At 67.3% G+C, this 18,253-nt stretch carries 17 protein-coding genes; 8 read left to right on the forward strand and 9 right to left on the reverse strand.

Annotation, left to right across the window (positions count from 1 at the left end):
• Positions 1-132 precede the first annotated feature (132 nt).
• Positions 133-1,893 carry a peptidoglycan D,D-transpeptidase FtsI family protein gene (locus tag AB3G45_RS00485; RefSeq protein WP_367828713.1) on the forward strand — a complete coding sequence of 587 codons (1,761 nt, stop codon included), beginning with the start codon at positions 133-135 and terminating at the stop codon, positions 1,891-1,893.
• Here AB3G45_RS00485 and AB3G45_RS00490 read toward each other — a convergent pair.
• From AB3G45_RS00490 to AB3G45_RS00505, 4 genes are all read right to left on the reverse strand, one after another.
• Positions 1,890-2,282 carry a response regulator gene (locus AB3G45_RS00490; protein ID WP_367828714.1) on the reverse strand — a complete coding sequence of 131 codons (393 nt, stop codon included), beginning with the start codon at positions 2,280-2,282 and terminating at the stop codon, positions 1,890-1,892. The two genes, AB3G45_RS00485 and AB3G45_RS00490, sit on opposite strands and share 4 nt — an antisense overlap.
• A 23-nt stretch (positions 2,283-2,305) precedes the next feature.
• On the reverse strand, positions 2,306-2,497 hold the full coding sequence (locus tag AB3G45_RS00495; RefSeq protein WP_367828715.1) for a DUF3008 family protein: 192 nt from the start codon (positions 2,495-2,497) through the stop codon (positions 2,306-2,308).
• Between the two features lie 89 nt (positions 2,498-2,586).
• Positions 2,587-4,704 carry a response regulator gene (locus tag AB3G45_RS00500; protein ID WP_367828716.1) on the reverse strand — a complete coding sequence of 706 codons (2,118 nt, stop codon included), beginning with the start codon at positions 4,702-4,704 and terminating at the stop codon, positions 2,587-2,589.
• Positions 4,705-4,828: 124 nt separating this feature from the next.
• Positions 4,829-5,611, reverse strand: coding sequence for an SDR family oxidoreductase (locus AB3G45_RS00505; protein ID WP_367828717.1), 783 nt, complete (start codon positions 5,609-5,611; stop codon positions 4,829-4,831).
• Positions 5,612-5,748: 137 nt separating this feature from the next.
• Here AB3G45_RS00505 and AB3G45_RS00510 point away from each other — a divergent pair, with 137 nt between their 5' ends.
• Genes AB3G45_RS00510 through AB3G45_RS00525 form a run of 4 tightly spaced genes read left to right on the forward strand, consistent with a single transcriptional unit; the run spans position 5,749 to position 6,911 of the window.
• A complete protein-coding gene (locus tag AB3G45_RS00510; RefSeq protein WP_367828718.1) occupies positions 5,749-5,955 on the forward strand; it encodes a hypothetical protein in 207 nt (68 codons plus the stop codon).
• A gap of 13 nt (positions 5,956-5,968) precedes the next feature.
• The gene (locus tag AB3G45_RS00515; protein WP_367828719.1) at positions 5,969-6,361 is read left to right on the forward strand and encodes a cyclic nucleotide-binding/CBS domain-containing protein; all 393 of its coding nucleotides are present in this window, start codon (positions 5,969-5,971) and stop codon (positions 6,359-6,361) included.
• Between the two features lie 2 nt (positions 6,362-6,363).
• Positions 6,364-6,624 (forward strand): DUF982 domain-containing protein, encoded by a 261-nt coding sequence (locus AB3G45_RS00520; RefSeq protein ID WP_367828956.1) that lies wholly within the window; start codon positions 6,364-6,366, stop codon positions 6,622-6,624.
• Positions 6,625-6,653: 29 nt separating this feature from the next.
• On the forward strand, positions 6,654-6,911 hold the full coding sequence (locus tag AB3G45_RS00525; RefSeq protein ID WP_367828720.1) for a DUF2934 domain-containing protein: 258 nt from the start codon (positions 6,654-6,656) through the stop codon (positions 6,909-6,911).
• A 10-nt stretch (positions 6,912-6,921) separates the two neighbouring features.
• Here the strand turns inward: AB3G45_RS00525 and AB3G45_RS00530 are convergent, their stop codons facing one another.
• The gene (locus AB3G45_RS00530) at positions 6,922-7,947 is read right to left on the reverse strand and encodes a DNA topoisomerase IB (protein WP_367828721.1); all 1,026 of its coding nucleotides are present in this window, start codon (positions 7,945-7,947) and stop codon (positions 6,922-6,924) included.
• 9 nt (positions 7,948-7,956) lie between these two features.
• Entirely contained in the window at positions 7,957-10,044 is a 2,088-nt protein-coding gene (gene glgX / locus AB3G45_RS00535) for a glycogen debranching protein GlgX (RefSeq protein ID WP_367828722.1), read from the reverse strand.
• A gap of 210 nt (positions 10,045-10,254) precedes the next feature.
• Between glgX and treZ the strand changes: the two genes are divergently transcribed.
• Genes treZ through treY form a run of 3 tightly spaced genes read left to right on the forward strand, consistent with a single transcriptional unit; the run spans position 10,255 to position 15,181 of the window.
• Complete coding sequence (gene treZ / locus AB3G45_RS00540) at positions 10,255-12,075, forward strand: malto-oligosyltrehalose trehalohydrolase (protein WP_367828723.1); 1,821 nt, start codon at positions 10,255-10,257, stop codon at positions 12,073-12,075.
• Between the two features lie 58 nt (positions 12,076-12,133).
• Positions 12,134-12,505, forward strand: coding sequence for a CBS domain-containing protein (locus tag AB3G45_RS00545; protein ID WP_367828724.1), 372 nt, complete (start codon positions 12,134-12,136; stop codon positions 12,503-12,505).
• Positions 12,506-12,538: 33 nt separating this feature from the next.
• A complete protein-coding gene (gene treY / locus AB3G45_RS00550) occupies positions 12,539-15,181 on the forward strand; it encodes a malto-oligosyltrehalose synthase (protein ID WP_367828725.1) in 2,643 nt (880 codons plus the stop codon).
• Positions 15,182-15,188: 7 nt separating this feature from the next.
• Here treY and AB3G45_RS00555 read toward each other — a convergent pair whose 3' ends face one another.
• The 3 genes from AB3G45_RS00555 to AB3G45_RS00565 are packed head-to-tail and all read right to left on the reverse strand — an operon-like array spanning position 15,189 to position 18,234.
• Positions 15,189-16,037 carry a sugar phosphate isomerase/epimerase family protein gene (locus AB3G45_RS00555; RefSeq protein ID WP_367828726.1) on the reverse strand — a complete coding sequence of 283 codons (849 nt, stop codon included), beginning with the start codon at positions 16,035-16,037 and terminating at the stop codon, positions 15,189-15,191.
• Positions 16,037-17,242, reverse strand: coding sequence for an NAD(P)/FAD-dependent oxidoreductase (locus tag AB3G45_RS00560; RefSeq protein WP_367828727.1), 1,206 nt, complete (start codon positions 17,240-17,242; stop codon positions 16,037-16,039). The genes AB3G45_RS00555 and AB3G45_RS00560 overlap by 1 nt, the downstream gene beginning before the upstream one ends.
• 47 nt (positions 17,243-17,289) lie before the next feature.
• The gene (locus tag AB3G45_RS00565; protein WP_367828728.1) at positions 17,290-18,234 is read right to left on the reverse strand and encodes a substrate-binding domain-containing protein; all 945 of its coding nucleotides are present in this window, start codon (positions 18,232-18,234) and stop codon (positions 17,290-17,292) included.
• Positions 18,235-18,253: the final 19 nt, after the last annotated feature.

Raw genomic sequence — 18,253 nt, forward strand, 5'->3', positions numbered from 1 at the left:
TGCAAATTTAATCGCGCGCCGGCGCGCGCCCACTCTTTCCTTGGTTTCCCGGCCGCCTGCATGCAGGTTCCTCCCGTCGACGCGCAGGGATCCGCCCTTCGCTCGCCGCGACAGGGCCTGGATTGCTTTGGAATGATCTCGTTCGTCATCGGGCTGAAGAGCCGCGCGCATTTCGTCTTCGACCGGGGCCTTCGCGCCCGGGGCGAGGCGTTCGTCGGCACCAATGCGCGCCGCGGCAGGCAGGCGCGGCAGCGAGTGGCGATCGTGTTCGCGATCTTCTCGGCGGCCTATCTTCTGATCGGCGGGCGCCTCCTGCAATACGGCCTTTCCGAGCCGGTCGTCTCCGCGTCGATCGGCGGCACCGGCCATGCCGTCGCCTCGCGCCCCAACATCGTAGATCGCCACGGCGAGCTGCTGGCGACGGACCTGCACATGGTCTCCCTCTATGCCGATCCGCGCCGCATCGTCGATGCCGACGAGGTGGTGGAAAAGCTCGCTCTCGTCATTCCGAACCTCGACTGGGGCGAAACGCACAGGAAGCTGCGCTCTCCCACGGCGTTCCAGTGGCTGCGTCGGCAACTGACGCCCAAGCAGCAGGCCGACATCCTGGCGCTTGGGCTTCCCGGTATCGGCTTCCGGCCGGAAAAGCGCCGGTTCTACCCGGGCGGCGCCACCGCCGCGCATATCGTCGGCCATGTCAATGTCGACAACCAGGGCCTTGCGGGCATGGAGCGCTATCTCGACCAGCAGGGGCTGGCGGACCTCAGGGCGGCCGGGCTGACGGACGACGCGCGCCTTGCGCCGGTCCGCCTGTCGATCGATCTGCGCGTCCAGAACATCGTGCGCACCGTCGTCGCCAAGGCGATGACCGACTACGAGGCGGAAGCGGCCGGCGCCGTCATCCTCGACGTGGAGACCGGCGAGGTGCTGGCCATGGCCTCGGTTCCGGACTACGACCCGAACGCGCCGTCCCGCACCCTGGCGGACGGAAGCGTCGACAAGGAGTATGAGAAGGGTTGGTTCAACCGCATCAGCAACGCCACCTTCGAGATGGGCTCGACCTTCAAGAGCTTCACCCTGGCGATGGGCCTCGACGCGGGCAAGATCACGCTGGGTTCCGTCATCGACGCCTCCCGCCCCATCCGCATGGGCGGCTTCACCATCCGGGATTTCAAGGGCAGGAACCGCCCGCTCTCCATCCCGGAAGTGTTCCAGTATTCCTCAAATATCGGCACCGCCGCGGTGGCCGACATGGTCGGCATCGACGGCCACCGGCAATTCCTCACCAAGCTCGGCCTGCTCACGAAACCGGTGACGGAGATGCCGGGCGTAGCGACGCCGACCCAGCCGCGGACGTGGAAGAAGATCCATTCCGCGACGATCTCCTTCGGCCACGGCGTCGCCACCACGCCCTTGCAGACGGCCGTCGCGGCCGCCGCGCTGATGAACGGCGGCTATCTCATCCCGCCGACCTTCCTGCCGCGCTCGAAGGCCGAGGCGCAGGCGCTTGCGACGCGTGTCCTCAAGGACAAGACGAGCGCCGACATGCGCTTCCTCTACGACTGGAACGGCCAGAATGGATCGGGCCGAAACGCGCAGGCAGAAGGTTTCCGCGTCGGCGGCAAGACCGGAACGGCCGACAAGGTCATCGACGGGCGCTACGCCAAGACGATCAACTTCAACGCCTTCGTCGCCGCCTTCCCGATGGACCGGCCGCGGTATGTCGTCCTTTCGATCATCGATGCGCCCCGCACGGGCGAACGCGGCGGGCGAACCGCGGCCTCCACCGCCGCACCGATGATCAAGGCGATCATCCAGCGTGTTGCGCCGCTCCTCGGCGTCCAGCCGCGCTTCGGCACGCCGGAGGTGGAGATGCGGCTTGTCGACTATTAGAGCGCGGGCTTTTCCATCGCCGCCGGACGGGCGACGGAACGGCTGCGCTTGTCCAGCGCCATGGCCAGCGCGCCGGTGATCTCCTCGTCGCGAAAGGGCTTGTTGACCACCGCGAGCGCCCCGTCGAAACCCTGCTGCACGGAGGCGGGATCGCCCGTCACGAAGATGATGTCGATGCCGAAGCGATCGATCAGCCGCCGGGCGAGAAGCTGGCCGCTGTTTCCGTCGGAAAGGCTGAGATCGACCAGGGCGATATCGGCGCGCGGGGCATAGGCGAGCGCCTGCTCCACGGTCGAGACCGGGCCGATGGCCTCGAAGCCGTCGTCCTCCACCACATTTTCCAGAAGCTTGGCGATCAGGAATTCGTCCTCGACGATCAGTACGCGCATCGGTTCCTCCCCGGTCAGCGGCGTCAGGCGGATTTCGAAGCGTGCTCGGGCTTGCCCTTGCGCTTTGTCGAAGCCATTTCCTTCAGCTCGCCCTCGGACATGGATTTCTCCATGCTGCGCGAGGCGCCCTTCAGTTCGCTCTTCTTGATATCGCCGCGCTTGGCGGCGAGCGCGGCCCCGGCAGCCTTCTGCTGGGCTTTCGATTTTGCAGGCATGGAACGGCCTCCTCTTCGGGGATATTTCCGCCAAACCCGCAAAGCCCCGCAATGTTCCCGCAAGGACGCGCGCATCGTGCAAAACCTCCTCAGGCGATCGCGGCGGCGATGGCGATGGCGATCTCGCGGCTGTCGTAGGGCTTCATCAGCAGCACGGGGGCACGGTCGCCGGGAACGGCGGGCCGGCGGTCGTGGCCGGTGGCGAAGACGACGCCGATATCCGTGTGCTGCGTCCGGGCGTGGACGGCAAGATCCGCCCCCGACATGACGGGCAGGCCAATATCGGTGAGAAGGACGTCGAAGCGCCGTTCCTTCAGCAGCGGCAAGGCCTGTTCCGCCGTCGCCGCCTCCACCACCTCGTGGCCGAGTTCCTGCACGAGATCGACGGCATTGAGCCGGATCAGGAAGTCGTCCTCGACCAGCAGGATCGTCAGCCGCCTTGTTTCCCGTGTCCCCGTCCCAGCGCCGTTCGCCGCGGTTTGCGCGGGCGGCGACGGTGGCGGCGGCCGGCCGGCGAGGCTCGCGCGGATCTTCCGGGCCAGCGTCTCTTGGCTGTAGGGTTTTGAGAGGAGAGCGACGCCGGCATCGAGCCTGCCCTCATGAACGATCGAGTTTTCGGCGTAGCCGGAGGTGAAGAGCACGGCGAGGTTCGGCAGATGCTCGCGGGCCTTGCGGGCAAGGTCGGGGCTGCTAAGCGGCCCCGGCATGACGACGTCGGTGAACAGCAGGTCGATGGCCAAGCCGCTTTCGATGACCGACAGCGCGCTGGCCGCATCGCGCGCCTTCAGCACCGAATAACCGAGGTCGCCCAGCATCTCGACGACCGTCGTGCGCACCTCGTCGTCGTCCTCGGCCACCAGGATCGTCTCGGTGCCGCCGGTGAGCGGACCGAAGTCCGCCTCAGCGAGGCGATCCTCCTCCTCCTCCAGCGAGCGTGGCAGGTAGAGGCGCACCGTCGTGCCCTCCCCCGGCGCGCTGCGGATCTTCACATGCCCGCCCGATTGCTTGACGAAGCCGTAGACCATGGACAGTCCGAGGCCGCTGCCCTTGCCGGCCGGCTTGGTGGAGAAGAAGGGCTCGAAGGCGCGTCCTAGAACGTCCGCCTCCATGCCCTCGCCCGTATCGGTGACGGCGATGAGGACATATTGGCCGGCCGGGATATCCGGGTGTTGCCGGGCATAGGCGTCGTCGATATGGGCATTGCCCACCTCGATCGTCAGCTTGCCGGTGCCGTTCATGGCGTCATGCGCATTGATCGCGAGGTTGAGGATGGCGTTCTCGATCTGCGAAGGATCGACGAAGGCATTCCACATGCGGCCGGAGCGGATGGTTTCGATCTCGATCGCCTCGCCGATCGTGCGGTGCAAAAGCGCCTCCAGCGTCAGGACGAAGCGGCCGATATCGATGACTTTCGGCTCCAGCGCCTGCCGGCGGCCGAAGGCGAGAAGCTGGTTGGCAAGCTTGGAGCCGCGGTTGACGCCGGCAATGGCATTGGCGACCCGCTGCTCCGCCCGGCCGTTGCCCGCCACGTCCTTACCGAGCAATTGGAGATTGCCGGAGATGATCTGCAGGAGATTGTTGAGGTCGTGCGCGACGCCGCCCGTCAACTGGCCGATCGATTCCATCTTCTGGGCCTGGCGAAGCTGCTCCTCCGCCTCCGCGAGCGCGCAGGCCTGTTCGCGCTCCGCCTTCAGCCGCTCCTCGGCCTTCACCCGGGCCGTGGTCTCGGCCACCATGGCGATGACGCCGGCAGGCCGTCCGTCCGCGTCGAGCACCGGCGAGCAGTCGAGGTTCATCCAGACCTGTTCCGGTTCGCTGCGGTGCCGCAGGAGCGTCAGTTCGCGGTCCCTGTAGGCGAGCGCGCCGCCCGCAAGGCCGACTTTCATGACATTGTCGTTGAAATCGGCGATCTCCGGCCATCCCTCGCGGACCTTGCTGCCGAAGAGGGCCGGGTGTCGCCCGCCGGCGAAGGCGGAATAGGCGTCGTTGTAGATCATGATGCCGTCCTGGCCCCACAACAGGACGATCGGCATGGGCGAGCGAAGCAGGAGGCCCGTCGTCGCCTTGAGGTTCTGGGGCCATTCGGCGAGGGAGCCGAGCGGCGTCCGGGACCAGTCGAACCCGGCGATCAGCACGGCGGCGCCCCCGCCTCCGCTGAGGAACGGATAGCTCTCCACTTCTGCGTCCCGGCCCTTCTCAAACCCCATTCGGCATCTCTTTCAAGCACTCCGGCACTCTTCCGTTCCTCCCGGCGCGCGGGCGGAAGGGACCGCGAAAGGAGATAGGGCACGCCCCTGCCGCGTCAAACGACGCCCGGCCGAAACGCCGCCGCTAGCGCAACAGGCCCTGCCCGCCGTCGATCCACAGCGGGATGCCGGTAATGTGCCGGGCCTTCGAGGAGGCGAGGAAGAGGATCGCATCGGCGACCTCGTCGGCCGTGCCGGGCTTGCCCTGCGAGACCGGGATATCGCCCTCGGGCCAGACGACGGGGATGCCTGCCTCTTCCGTCCCGCGCTGTTCGGTATTGTCGTCGATGTCGGTCTCGATGGCACCGGGACACACGGCATTGATACGGATGCGGACCTTGCCGAGTTCCAGCGCCAGTTGCTGCACCATGGCGACCTGCGCCGCCTTGGTGGCGGCATAGGCGGTCGCGCCCGGCGTGGTGAAGGTACGCGTGCCGTTGATCGAGGAGACGACGACGATCGCCCCCTCCCCCGCCTGCTTGAGCAGCGGCACGGTGAGATGGAGCGTCAAGTAGGTGCCGCGCAGGTTGATGGCGATCGTCTCGTCCCATTCGGCCGGCGTCAGGTCGTCGATCGGCGCCCAGGCGCCGTTAACGCCTGCATTGGCGACGACGATGTGAAGGCCGCCGAAGGCACTCGCAAGCTGTTCGACGGCGGCGCGCATAGATGCTTCGTCCGCCACATCCGCCGGAAGCGCCAGAGCCGCGCCGCCCTGCCGGCGGATCTCGGTTGCGACCGCCGCCACCTCGTCGGCGCTGCGGCTCAGCACCCCGACGCTCGCCCCGTAACGGGCGAGCGCCAGTGCCGTGGCCTTGCCGATCCCGGAGCCCGCGCCGGTGACGAGGGCGACCTTTCCTGCAAACAGCATCCGCGGCCCCTCTGCATTGTTGTCGATTTGGCTCGACAACAATGCCCGGGAAGCACGTCGGTTCCCGGCTTTTTTGCGGAACCAAGCGGGGGTGTCTGCGTTTGCTAAAAAGACAATGCCGTTCGCAGGAGGTCACCGTGCGCCAGAAGAAGAAGCCGCTTGCCCGCAAACCCGCCGCCACCCCCGATGCCGACCTGCGGAACATCGCCAAACGCCGCAATTCCTGGGACCCGCAGGTGATCGTGCCGCAGCAGGTCGATCTGCCGCTCCGCCGGCAGGATCATGAGGAGGTGGCCGTGCCCGCCGCGCCGAACGGCCGCAGTCTCGTCAACGGACGGTTCTGAAGGGACGACGGAAATGCTTGTGAAGGACGTGATGTCCGCCCAGATCGTGACCGTCTCGCCCAATGACACCGCCCAGTCGGCCGCGCGGCTGATGCTCGAAACCGAAGTGGGCGCCCTGCCGGTCGAGGTGCCGGGCGTCGGGGCCATCGTCGGCATCATCACGGATCGCGATATCGTGGTGTCGGTCCTGGGGCGGGGACATTCAACCTCCATGGCGATTGCCGAATTCATGACCGTGTCGCCTGAAGTGTGTAACCAGGGCGACGACACGGCGATGGTGGCTGCCCGCATGCGTGAATTGGGCGTGCGCCGCCTCGTGGTGGTGGACGACGACCGGCGGGTCGTCGGCATCGTCAGCCTTGTCGACGTTCCCGCCGAAAGACCCGCGACGGAGGGTCCGCAATGACCATCTTTGCAACCGACCGGCTGTGGGACGAGGCCGCCGTGCTCGAAGGCGACAGGCAGGTGCTTCGCGTGCAGAGCACGCGCGATGCACTCCTGTGCCTGAAGAACCACTGGCCGATCAAGGACGGACCTGCAGCGCTGATGGCCAAGAGCGTCTGCGAGCAGGGGCTGACAAGCGACGACGACCCGGCCTTCGCGCGCCGTGCCTTCATCGAGGCGGCCAAGGAAGCCGGTTTCCGCGTGAATTCATGGACGGCGACATAGGCCGCTGCCACCACCGAAGGGACATTATCGTGGACGACGAACGCCAGGAATGGATCAGCAAGCGCGCCTATGGCCTGTGGGAGGCGCAAGGCCGCCCGGAAGGCAAGGATCGCGAGCATTGGGAGCAGGCCGCGCGCGAGCGCGCCGAACTCGAACGGGTCGCCCTGCCCGAACATCTGAAGACGAAACGCACCTCGAACGATACCGACGAGGCCACCCGCAGGGCGGTCGACGCGATCCGCCGCCCTCCGCCGAAAGGCGACAAGGCGCTCGCCCTTCGCCCTTGAGGCGGTCCCCCTAACCCTGCTGCGCCCTTTTCGGGCTTTCGAGAAAGCGCAGCAGGCGCTCCTCCTCCACTCGCAGTCCCGAAATGTCCAGCGCCGGGCGCCGCAAGGCGCGGCGAAGGGTTTCCGGCGTCTCGGCGAGCGCGACGATCTCAGGATGGATATAGCTCGACCGTGCAATGGCCGGCGTGTTGTGCAGGATCTCGGCCGCGGCCTCGGCCATGCCCTTGATCGTCGGGCGCCCGCCGGCCTCGATCTCACGGCGGGCATGGGCGAAGGCGGCAAGGCTGCCGGCCCAGGTGCGAAAGGTTTTTGCCGAAATGGCGATGCCCGAGATCTCGGCGAGATAGGCGTTGAGCCGGCCCGAATCGATCGGCCGCACGAGATCGCCCTCGTCCTTCCACACGAAGAGCTGTCGGCCCGGCAGGTCGGCGCAGTCTTCCAGCAGGCGCTGGAGGCGGGGATGCTTCAGCGTCCGGCGCACGCGCTTGCCGCCCTTGGCGGTGAAGCGCAGCGCGATGCGCCCGTCGGCGACGGTGACGTGGCGCTTGAGCAGGGTCGTCGCGCCATAGGTCTTGTTCTCCACCGCATAGGCCCGGTTGCCGACGCGAAGCTGGGCTTCGTCGAGCAGGACGGTGATCGCCGCCAGCATGGTGGCGACCGCGCCGGGCTCGCCGTCGAGGTCCCGCTTCACCGCGCGCCGTAGTTTCGGCAGCGCATGGCCGAAGGCGACGAGCTGGTCGAACTTGTCGCCGCTTTTCAGCGCCTGCCAGTCGGGATGATAGCGGTACTGCTTGCGCCCGCGCGCATCGTAGCCGGTGGCCTGAAGGTGGCCGTTGGCCTCTATGCAGATCCATACATTCTCGTAGGCCGGCGGCAGGCCGAGGGCGGCGATGCGTGCCTTCTCGGCGGCATCGCGCAGCAGCGCGCCGTCGGGCAGGCGATAGCAGAAGCCGCGGCCGGTCCGCCGGCGCCGGATGCCCGGCTCGCTGTCGCTGACATAGACGAGACCGGTCTCCTTGAGATTGTCGGGCGCCATGGTCTGTCGTCAGCCCGCCGGCTGGAAGACGGCGATGCTCGCCGGGTAGACGACGGCGGGGCTTTCGGCAGGGTGTTCGGCGAAGGCATCCTCCGCGGCTCCCGTGTCGAGAACCCTTTTCCATGCCGTGATGCCGTTCACCGCGGGCAGCGTGATTGCGCAATCCTCCTCGCCGGCATTGAAGGCCATGAAAAGCTGGTCCGCCGCCTCGCCGTTCGCGGGCTTCGCGAGGAAGAGGCCGAGGGTGCGCAGGTTGCCGTCCGTCCAGGCGGCGTCGGTCATGACGGCGCCGTCCGGCCCGTACCAGGCGATGTCGACCGTGCCATCCTCGCCCGCCTCGCCCGTCAGGAACCGCTCCTGCCGCAGCGCCGGATGCTCTTTCCGGAAGGAGACGGCGCCCTTGCAGAAATCGAGGAAGGGATCGCCCAGGCCGCTCCAGTCGGTCCAGCCGGTCTCGTTGTCCTGGCAATAGGCGTTGTTGTTGCCGCTCTGGCTGTTGCCGAGTTCGTCTCCGCCGAGCAGCATCGGCACGCCCTGGCTGAGCAGGAGGGTCGCGATCATGTTGCGCCGGCGGCGGTCGCGCGCCGCGCGGATGGCCTCGTCCTGCGTCGGGCCTTCGGCGCCCATATTGTGCGAATGGTTGTCGGAATGACCGTCGCGGTTGTCCTCGCCGTTCGCCTCGTTGTGCTTGCCGTCGTAGGAGACCGTGTCCATGAGCGTGAAGCCGTCATGGGCGCTGATCAGGTTGACCGACGAGGTGGCGCCGCGGTCGGAATGGTTGAACTGCGGGGACGAGCCGGTGAGCCGCGTCGCCAGCCCCGAAACGAGGCCGCCGTCGCCCTTCCAGAAGCGGCGCACGTCGTCGCGGTACTTGTCGTTCCATTCGCGGAAGGGATGCGGGAAGCCGCCCACCTGGTAGCCGCCGTCGCCGACATCCCAGGGCTCGGCGATCAGCTTCACGCCGGAAAGCATCGGATCCTGCCGGATCGCGTCGAAGAACGTGCCGTCGCGGTCGAACTCAATATGCCGCGTGCGGCCGAGCGTGCTGGCGAGGTCGAAGCGGAAGCCGTCCACATGCATGACGCCGACCCAGTAGCGCAGGCTGTCGAGCACCATGCGCAGCACCATGGGGTGGGCGATGTTGAGCGTGTTGCCGGTGCCGGTCGTGTCGTAGCTGTGGCGCAGGTCCTCCGGCGACAGGCGGTAGTAGTTGAGATTGTCGAGGCCACGGAAGCTGAGGGTCGGGCCGCGCTCGGAGCCTTCGGCCGTGTGGTTGTAGACGACGTCCATGATCACCTCGATGCCGGCGGCATGGAAGCGCTTGACCATGGTCTTGAACTCGGTGACGGCGCGGCCGGAGAGAAAACGCGGCTGCGGCGCGAAGAAGCCGAGCGTCTGGTAGCCCCAATAGTTGCGCATGTCCTTTTCCAGGAGATGCCGGTCGTCGGGGAAATACTGGATCGGCAGGAGCTCGATGGCGGAAATCCCCAGGTCGACGAGATGCTCGATGATCGGGTCGCTCGCCATGCCCATGAAGGTGCCGCGCAGCGCTTCCGACACGCCGGGATGGCGCATCGTCATGCCGCGCACATGCGCCTCGTAGATGATCGTCTCGGTCCAAGGCCGGCGGATGGCCGCATCGCCCGCCCAGTCGAAATCCGGATCCTGCACCACGCCCTTGACCATGAAGGTCGCGCTGTCGCGCGCGTCGAAGGAGAGATCGTCGGCCGGATCGCCGATCGTGTAGCCGTAGAGGGCGTCGTCCCAGGCAATCTCGCCCACGACCTGTTTGGCATAGGGATCGAGGAGCAGCTTGTTCGGATTGAAGCGATGACCGTTTTTCGGATCGTACGGGCCGTGTGCCCGGTAGCCGTATACGGTGCCCGGCTTCAGGCCGGCGATATAGCCCGACCAGATATCCCCTTCGCGCTTCGGTAGCGCCAAGCGGTCTGTCTCCTCCTTCCCGTCCTCGGAAAACAGGCAGAGGTCCATCTGTTCGGCATGGGCCGAGAATACGGCGAAATGCGTGCCCTCGCCGGTGAATTCGGCGCCGAGCTCCGGCTTCATGAAATCGAGTTCGGAAAATGCGTAGCTCATGCGGCGGGTCCCCTTCTGTCGCGCAGGCAAGCTTACCGACCGGATCGCCTGCGAATGCTCCACCGACCTGCGACGGGTTTTGCCGGAGGAACGGAAGCGCCGGTCGGGTGCGGAAAGAGCGATGGTGCAACGCGAAAAGGCGGGATTTGTTCCGGAACATTTCCGCCGCTGCCCGGTTCCCTCCCCTACACGCAGCGATGGGGGATCCGCATGACGCCAGCATCGTCGACGCCAGACCACTGGGGACCGGAAATCCTGAAAGACGGTCGGGTACGGTTCCGCCTCTGGGCGCCTGCCGAAGAGACGGTCACGCTCGTTGCGGCGGGCCGCGAGATCGCCATGCGCCCGGCGGGCGAAGGATGGCATGCGGTCGAGACAGAGCTTGTCCGGCCGGGCGATCGCTACGCCTTCCGGCTTTCCGATGGCCTCACCATTCCCGATCCGGCCTCGCACGCGCAGGAGAGCGGGCTGGAAGGCCCCTCCATCGTCATCGACCATGCCGGCTATGCCTGGCGACATCCGGGCTGGAAAGGCCGCCCGTGGGAAGAGGCGGTGCTCTACGAACTGCATGTCGGCGCCTTCACGCCGGAAGGCACGTTCCGCGCCGCGATCGAGCGGCTCGCGCACCTGCGCGCCGTCGGCATCACGGCCATCGAGATCATGCCCGTCGCGCATTTCGCCGGACGGCGCGGCTGGGGATACGACGGCGTGCTGCACTATGCACCGCACAATGCCTATGGCACGCCCGACGACCTGAAGGCGCTGGTCGACGCGGCCCACGGCCATGGGATCATGGTGCTGCTCGACGTCGTCTACAATCATTTCGGCCCGGTCGGGAACATCCTGCCGCGCATCGCCCCGCCGTTCTTCCATCCTGAGCGCAACACGCCCTGGGGCGCGGCGCTGGCCTTCGAGCGCGCGCCGGTGCGCCGTTACTTCATCGACAACGCGCTGCACTGGATCGTCGACTACCGGTTCGACGGCCTGCGTCTCGACGCGACCGAGGAGATCGTCGACGACAGCGAGCGGCATGTCCTCATCGAAATGGCGGAGACGATCCGGCAGGCCGTGCCGGATCGGCAGGTCCATCTCGTCGTCGAGGACCAGTTGAGCCGCAGGAGCCTGCTGAACCGCGACGGCGGCGCCGTGCATCACTATACGGCTGGCTGGAACGACGAATTCCATCATGCGCTCCACGTCGTCGCGACAGGCGAACGGCAGGGCCATTACGCGCCTTTCGCGGAAGACACCTATGCGCTCCTGCGCGAGGCGGCCGCCAAGGGGTTCGTGCATGCGGACCGCGGCCGCGACCGCGTGGGGCCGGCGCCGCAGGATCGCCTGCCGCCGCAGGTCAACGTCAACTTCCTGCAGAACCACGACCAGATCGGCAACCGCGCCTTCGGCAACCGGCTGGAGCAGCTTACCGACCCGTCGCTCTTCGAGGTCATGACGGCGCTGCTGCTGCTCGCCCCGCCCGTGCCCCTGCTCTTCATGGGCGACGACTACGGCGAAACGCGCCCCTTCCTCTTCTTCGCCGATTTTTCCGGGGACCTCGCCAGAGCCGTGCTGGAGGGACGCCGGCAGGAAGCGGAGAAATTCGGCGGGCTCGGCCCGGGTCACAGCCTGGACGATCTTCCCGACCCGAACGCCGAGGAGACGTTGCGGCGCTCGACGCTCGACTGGTTGCGCGTGGCCTCCCCCGAGGGCCGGCGGCGGACGGATTTCGTGCGCGACCTGATCCGGCTCCGGCAGGCGCATGTCGTGCCGCTGCTGTCTGCCGAGGCCGTGCCACGGATCCTGCCCGCCCCGGACGGCATTCTCGCCGTGGACTGGCATTTTCCCGCCGCGGCGCTTCGCCTGCGCGCCAACCTGGCCGAACGCAAGGCCTGGCCCGCGGCCGGGGGAGAGACGATTTTCGAACGGGCGGCGGACGCGGCGGCCGGCCCGTCGATTGTCGTCACCGTCGATCGCACGGCGGCACTGCCCCGCGGCGCCACGGTTGGAACCAAAGCCGTGCTCGTCTGTTCTTAGGAAAGACACTCGCGCGGCGCTGCTTTGTCTTGACGAAAACGCTCAACCAGAGGCCCCCATGCCCATCGGCGACATCATGACCCGCAATGTCCATCTCGTCCGGCCCGAGGAAACCCTGCAATATGCCGCGAGCCTGATGGCGGAGTGGGATATCGCCTTCCTGCCCGTAGCGGATGCGAGCGGCCTCGTCGGCACCCTCACGGATCGCGACATCATCCTGCGGGCCGTCGCGCCGGGGCTGAACGCGGAAACGACCAGGGTCGCCGACGTCATGACGACCAACATCACCTATTGCTTCGACGACGAGGAGCCGGAGGGAGTGCTCGCCAACATGCAGTCGCTGCATCTGCGCCGCCTCGCCGTGCTCGACCGGCAGAACCGGCTGGCCGGCGTCGTCTCGCAATCGGATTTCAAGCGCCAACGGACCTGAGCGCTTCCCGCGGCCGGCCAGCGAGGCACCGTCTTGATCCCCATCCGCTCGACCTATCGCCTCCAGTTTCGCAACGGCATGGATTTTGACGGCGCGTGCCGGCTCGTCCCCTATCTCGATGCCCTCGGCATCAGCCACCTCTACGCCTCGCCCGTCATGACCGCGGTCGACGGCTCGACCCATGGCTACGACATCACGCAGGCGAACGAGATCGATCCGTGCCTTGGCGGGCTCGACGGCCTGCGGCGCCTGTCCGGCGATCTTCACGCCCGCGGCATGGGGCTCATCCTCGACATCGTTCCCAACCACATGGCCGCGCATCTGGAAAATCCCTGGTGGCGGAGTGTCGTGACATGGGGCCTGGAGAGCCCTTTCGCCCGGTATTTCGATATCGATTGGTCCGAGCGCCTGACGCTTCCCTTCCTCGGCGGCGATTTCGACGCGGAACGGGCGAGCGGGACGATGCGCCTCGCGCTCGATCCCCGCGACGGGCTGCCGGCGCTTCGCTACCACGACACCTTCTATCCGCTTCATCCGCGCAGCTACCCGCAGGTTCTGGGAGATGCGGAAGAGCCCACGCTTGCCGCTCTGTGCGCGGCCGGCGCCTCCTTCGATCCCGCGGACGAGGCGGGAACCCTGTGCCGCCTCGCCGGTATGCTTTCGGCACCGGATGCTGTCGAGGCCATCGCCGAAGGGCTGGCGGCGATATCGCGGGACGCTGCCCGGCTTCGCGCCGCCCACGACGCGCAGCCCTGGCGGCTGACCGATTGGAAGACGGCCGGCCGGCACCTTACCTATCGCCGCTTCTTCGAGATCGCGGGCCTCGCGGGCATGCGCATGGAGGATGCCGGCGTCTTCGAGGACAGCCATCGCCTGATCATCGATCTCGTGCGCGAGGGGATCGTGGACGGGCTCAGGATCGACCATATCGACGGGCTTGCCCATCCGCGCGGCTATCTCGGGCTTCTGCGGGCCGCCATCGGCCCTGACCCCTGCATCGTCGTTGAAAAGATCCTGGAGAGGAGCGAGACTTTCCCGGCGGATTGGCCCGTGCAGGGCACGACGGGCTATGAATTCATCGGGGCGCTGGCGGATGTTCTTGTCGACGAAGGGGGGCGGAAGCGCTTGCAGCAGGCTTTCGACGGGCTGAAGCCGCCGCACCGCCAATGCTCCCATGCCGAGGAAAGGCGAAGCGCCAAGCGGCAGATGCTGACGGAGAATTTCGCCGGCGAGGTGGCGGGTGTCGCGCGCGTTGCAAGGACCCTCGCCGATGCGGGCGGGCTCCCCTTCGACGGTGATGTGGTGGCCGAGGCGATCCGTGCCTTCGTCATCGCGCTTCCGGTCTATCGCACCTATACGACGGCGAGCGTCGTGCCCGAAGGCGATCGCGCCCTGGCTCGGGCGGTGTGCAGGGACGCGATCGAACAGGCGTCGGACGGTGTGCGGTCCGCGGTCGATTTCGTCGCTGCGCTTCTCGTCGACGATCCGGTTCCGAGCGAGGCAGACTTGCGCGCCGAATTCCGCCGGCGCTTCCAGCAGCTCAGCGGCCCGATCATGGCAAAGGCGGTGGAGGATACCCTCTTCTATCGGGAAAACGCGGTCATCGCCCTCAACGAGGTCGGCGGTGATCCCGGTGCGCCGGTCGGCGGCGTGCCCGCCTTCGATGCCTTCATGGCGTATCGGGCGGAGACCATGCCGGGTGGCCTGTCGGCAAGCGCGACCCATGATACGAAGCGGGGCGAGGATGCCCGCGCGCGGCTCTATACGCTCACCGAGGCGCCGGAGGCCTGGATTGCCGCGACAGGGCGGTGGCGTGCGCTCAATGCGTCCCTGCGGACTATGTTCGATGGGCGAACCGTGCCGGAGCCGGAGGTGGAATGGCTTCTCTACCAGTCGTTCGCCGGCGTCTGGACGCCCGGCGCCGCAGACGACCCCGCCGCGCTGCGGAGGCTCGGAGAGCGGATGGGGCTTTACGCAACCAAGGCCCTGCGCGAGGCAAAACGCGCCACGCGCTGGACGGAGCCCGATCTCGAATATGAGCGGCTGGTCGGCGATTTCATCGAGGGAGCGATGCGGCACGAGGCCTTCCTGCGCGATTTCGACGCGACGCTCGCGCCCTTCGTCGATGCTGGCCGGATGAACGCTCTCAGCCAGACGATGATCAAGCTGACGGCGCCGGGCATCCCCGATGTCTATCAGGGCAGCGAGCGCTGCGATTTCTCCCTCGTCGACCCCGACAACCGGGCGGTGCCGGATATTGCCGGCATGACGATCCCCGCAAGGCCCGAGCCGACCGGTGCGAACTTCCCCCTCTACAAGCAATGGCTGATGGCGACCGTATTGAGGGAAAGGCGCAAGACCCCCCTCCCCTTCTCGGGACCCTACCGGCCCCTTGCCGTTTCCGGTGGCGGCGCGCTGGCCTTCCTGCGCAGCACGCAACAGGCTTTCGCCATCGTCGCCGTTCCCCGCCTCACCTTTGGAAAGGTGGAGCCGGATACCCTTTTGCTGCGGGAGACGGCTTTGCGCGGGGGCGCCATCGCCCTGCCCTCCCCTCTTGCTGGCCGGCTCGTGCGCTCCGTCCTCACGGGAGACCCGTTCGTCCTCGGCAGGGACCTCCCGCTTTCAGCCCTCTTCGCCGAGGCGCCCGCGGCGCTGCTTGTGTCGATGGACCGGTAGTGTTTCGTTAACCATACCGGCCGGGCGCGGCGCTGGCGGCCCAGAGGTCGAGCGCCATCCGGCGGAGCTGAAGCGATTCTTCCCAGCGGTCCGTCGTGTCGTTGCCGTCCCGGCCGGTGATCGCATAGGGCTTCGGCCCGAGTTCGCAGGTGAAGACCAGCGCGGCGGTCTTTGCCGCGCGGGACCGCCAGTCGCGAAAACCCTCCTTCCACCATTCGCCGAAGAGATCGACCCAGGGGCGGTGATGCGGAAAGGAAAGCTCGACCTGCACCTGCTCGCGCGAAGCGACGCGGCCATGGAAGGCATGGGCATTCTTGAGGATGCGCCGGATCAGCACATGGTTCTCCTCTGAAACCGGAAAGGCGAATTCCCGGCCGACGAGGAAATGCGACAGGTCCGCGAGAAGCGGCAGGTCGGGCCGCCGGTCGAGCAGATCGAGCGTGAAGTAGAGGTCCGTGGTCATCCGGTCGCGATGCGTCTCGATATAGACGGGAATGCCCGCCGCCTCGGCAAGCCGCATCCAGCCGTCGAGAAGCGGCAGGCAATCCTCGATCCGGCGCGGCCGGATATCGGGTTGCAAGTTGATGTGGCTGACCGGGAATTCGGCGGCCAGTTCCAGCGGCAGGCGCAGGTCATCGACGGTGCGCGGAAAACACACGCCTTCGATCTTCAGGCCGGTGCCGCGCAGGACCACGTCGAGGCGGGCGACGTCCGCGCGATTGGTATAGTGCGCGCTGACGCCGTCGAATCCCGCCCCGGTGATCATCGCGATGTTTTCCGCAAGGCTGCGCTCATGGCCGTCCGTGTGGCGGCGTTCCATGGCCCAGAGCGACTGGAAGACGAGGAGCCTCTGCATCAGGCGGCCCTTGCGCTTCTAAGCAGCGCCTTGAGGTTGACGGCCGGATCGGCGAGCGCGGCGGGATCGGGCTCGATGCCGGCGGCAATCAGCATTTCCGCCAGCTTGATGTCCCTTGCCACCCCGTTGCCGGTGCCAAGGCCCGCCGCCGCCACGAGGCGTCCGTCCGCAAGGTAGAATTCCAGTTCGCCGCCTGCGACCGGGCGCAGGATGCTTTGGTGCCCCGGCTGGGGCAGGCCCGTCACCTGCAGGCCGAGATCGTATTGATCGGACCAGAACCACGGCAGGGCGGCGAACGCTTCGTGGGCACCGGTCATGTTCCGCGCGGCCGTCTCGGCCTGGCTGCGCGCGTTGCGCCAGCTCTCGAACCGCGTGGCGCCGCCGCCCGGCTGCGCGACGGCGGCGCAGTCGCCGGCGGCGAAGATATGCGGGTCGCTCGTGCACAGGAAGGGGTCGGTGAGGATGCCGTTCGCCGTTGCGAGCCCTGCCCTTTGGGCAAGCGCGATATCGGGCAGCACGCCGATGGCCGAGATGACGGTGCGGGCGGCAACGCGGCTGCCATCGGCGAGCACGACGGCATCGGGGGTGATTTCGGCTATGCCGAGGCCGAGATGGAAGGACACACCCTCCTCCCGGTGCCGGGCATGCAGCCGCTCGGCAAAGCGGGGCGGAACCGCCCGCCCGAGCGGTCTTGCCGCCGCCTCGATGACGCTGACGGCAACGCCTTTGTCGCGCAGCACCGCGGCAAGCTCCATGCCGATCAGCCCGCCGCCGACGATGGCGGCAGGCTCGCTGGCCTCTACGCTTGAAAAGAGGGTTGCGGCATCGCGATAGGTACGGAAGTCGAGCGCGCGCCCGGCGCCGGGGCACGCCAGCCGGCGGGGCCGGGCGCCGGTGGCCAGGAGCAGCCTGCCATAGGGCAATGTCCGGCCATCGCCGAGGGTCACGGTGCGGTTTTTGGCATCAATGCCCGTGGCGGTGATATCCCGGTGATAGGCGATGCCGGCGGCTTCCAGGGCCTCGGCGGTGCAGATCGCCTTCATCTGCACGGCTCCGTCCAGCGGCTTGGAAAGCGGCGGCCGCTCATAGGGCAGGTGCGGCTCCGTGCCGATCAGCGTGACGGTGCCGGAAAAGCCGGCTTCACGGGCGGCAAAGGCCGCGCGGGTGCCGGCCTCGCCCGCCCCGATGATGACGATGTCGTCCATGCTGGTCTCCGTGGAAAGGACCGGCGCCGGGCGCCGGTCGGGGAGGATCAGTTCCGGCTGGCGTAGTCGGCCATGTTCTGCGGCGTGACGAGCTCGAAGGGCACCCAGACCTGCTTTTCGATCGCTTCGCCGCGCACCAGCGCCACCGCGGCATCCACCGCGCTTGCCGACTGGCCCTTGGCGTTCTGGAACACGGTGGCGTCGAGATCGCCCGCCGCCATGGCGGCAAGGCCGTCCTGCGTCGCGTCGATGCCGATGACGATCACGTCGTCCATGGAGACGCCTGCGGCCTTCAGGGCCTGGATCGCGCCGATCGCCATCTCGTCATTGTTGGCGAAGACCACGTCGATCGGCTGGCCGGCGGTGATCCAGTTGGTCGTCAGATCCATGGCATTGGTGCGCGCCCAGGCGCCGGACTGTTCGTCGGCGATGGTGACGCCCTTGCAGTCGCCGGCGGCCAGCGCGTCCTTGAACGAGGAGGTACGGTCGCGCGAGGCCTGGTGGGCAAGGTCGCCCATCAGGATATAGACCTGCGCATCGCTCGCCTTGCCCTTCTCCTTCAGCAGCGAACAGGCAGCCTGCGCCCCGAGTTCGCCGGAATCTGCCTCCTTCGATCCGACATAGGCCTGTTTTTGCGGCAGCGCACCGACATTGTCGGGCTCGAGGTTGAGATAGACGAGCGGGATGCCGGCCTTTTCGGTTGCCTCGCTGATGCCGGGGGCGGCGGACGTATCCGTCAACGTCATGATGATCGCGTCCACTCCTGCGGCGATGAAGTTGTTCACCTGGTTGAGCTGCTTGGAAATGTCGGTCTGGGCGTCCTCGACCTGGACATTGACGCCGCCCACCTCGGCGGCCCGCGCGCCGATCCCCTCGCGCAGAAGGGTCTGGAAGTTGTTGTCGAAGCTCTGCATCGAGACGCCGATCGTCTCGGCTGCCGCAGCACTTCCCATCAAGGCGACCAGAACGGCCGCCAGACACATGGATTTCATGGTATCCTCCCAATGTGGG

It is taken from the genome of Shinella sp. S4-D37, assembly GCF_040812195.1.
In the GTDB taxonomy this organism is placed as follows: Bacteria; Pseudomonadota; Alphaproteobacteria; order Rhizobiales; family Rhizobiaceae; genus Shinella.

What these genes read in the sequence shown, in the direction of transcription:
- AB3G45_RS00505 (WP_367828717.1), bottom strand. Translation starts at nt 5,611, where the DNA reads ATGCTGTTTGCAGGAAAGGTCGCCCTCGTCACCGGCGCGGGCTCCGGG.
- AB3G45_RS00495 (WP_367828715.1), bottom strand. Translation starts at nt 2,497, where the DNA reads ATGCCTGCAAAATCGAAAGCCCAGCAGAAGGCTGCCGGGGCCGCGCTC.
- treZ (WP_367828723.1), top strand. Translation starts at nt 10,255, where the DNA reads ATGACGCCAGCATCGTCGACGCCAGACCACTGGGGACCGGAAATCCTG.
- AB3G45_RS00500 (WP_367828716.1), bottom strand. Translation starts at nt 4,704, where the DNA reads ATGGGGTTTGAGAAGGGCCGGGACGCAGAAGTGGAGAGCTATCCGTTC.
- AB3G45_RS00530 (WP_367828721.1), bottom strand. Translation starts at nt 7,947, where the DNA reads ATGGCGCCCGACAATCTCAAGGAGACCGGTCTCGTCTATGTCAGCGAC.
- AB3G45_RS00490 (WP_367828714.1), bottom strand. Translation starts at nt 2,282, where the DNA reads ATGCGCGTACTGATCGTCGAGGACGAATTCCTGATCGCCAAGCTTCTG.
- AB3G45_RS00485 (WP_367828713.1), top strand. Translation starts at nt 133, where the DNA reads ATGATCTCGTTCGTCATCGGGCTGAAGAGCCGCGCGCATTTCGTCTTC.
- AB3G45_RS00555 (WP_367828726.1), bottom strand. Translation starts at nt 16,037, where the DNA reads ATGCAGAGGCTCCTCGTCTTCCAGTCGCTCTGGGCCATGGAACGCCGC.
- AB3G45_RS00515 (WP_367828719.1), top strand. Translation starts at nt 5,969, where the DNA reads ATGCTTGTGAAGGACGTGATGTCCGCCCAGATCGTGACCGTCTCGCCC.
- glgX (WP_367828722.1), bottom strand. Translation starts at nt 10,044, where the DNA reads ATGAGCTACGCATTTTCCGAACTCGATTTCATGAAGCCGGAGCTCGGC.
- AB3G45_RS00545 (WP_367828724.1), top strand. Translation starts at nt 12,134, where the DNA reads ATGCCCATCGGCGACATCATGACCCGCAATGTCCATCTCGTCCGGCCC.
- AB3G45_RS00560 (WP_367828727.1), bottom strand. Translation starts at nt 17,242, where the DNA reads ATGGACGACATCGTCATCATCGGGGCGGGCGAGGCCGGCACCCGCGCG.
- AB3G45_RS00565 (WP_367828728.1), bottom strand. Translation starts at nt 18,234, where the DNA reads ATGAAATCCATGTGTCTGGCGGCCGTTCTGGTCGCCTTGATGGGAAGT.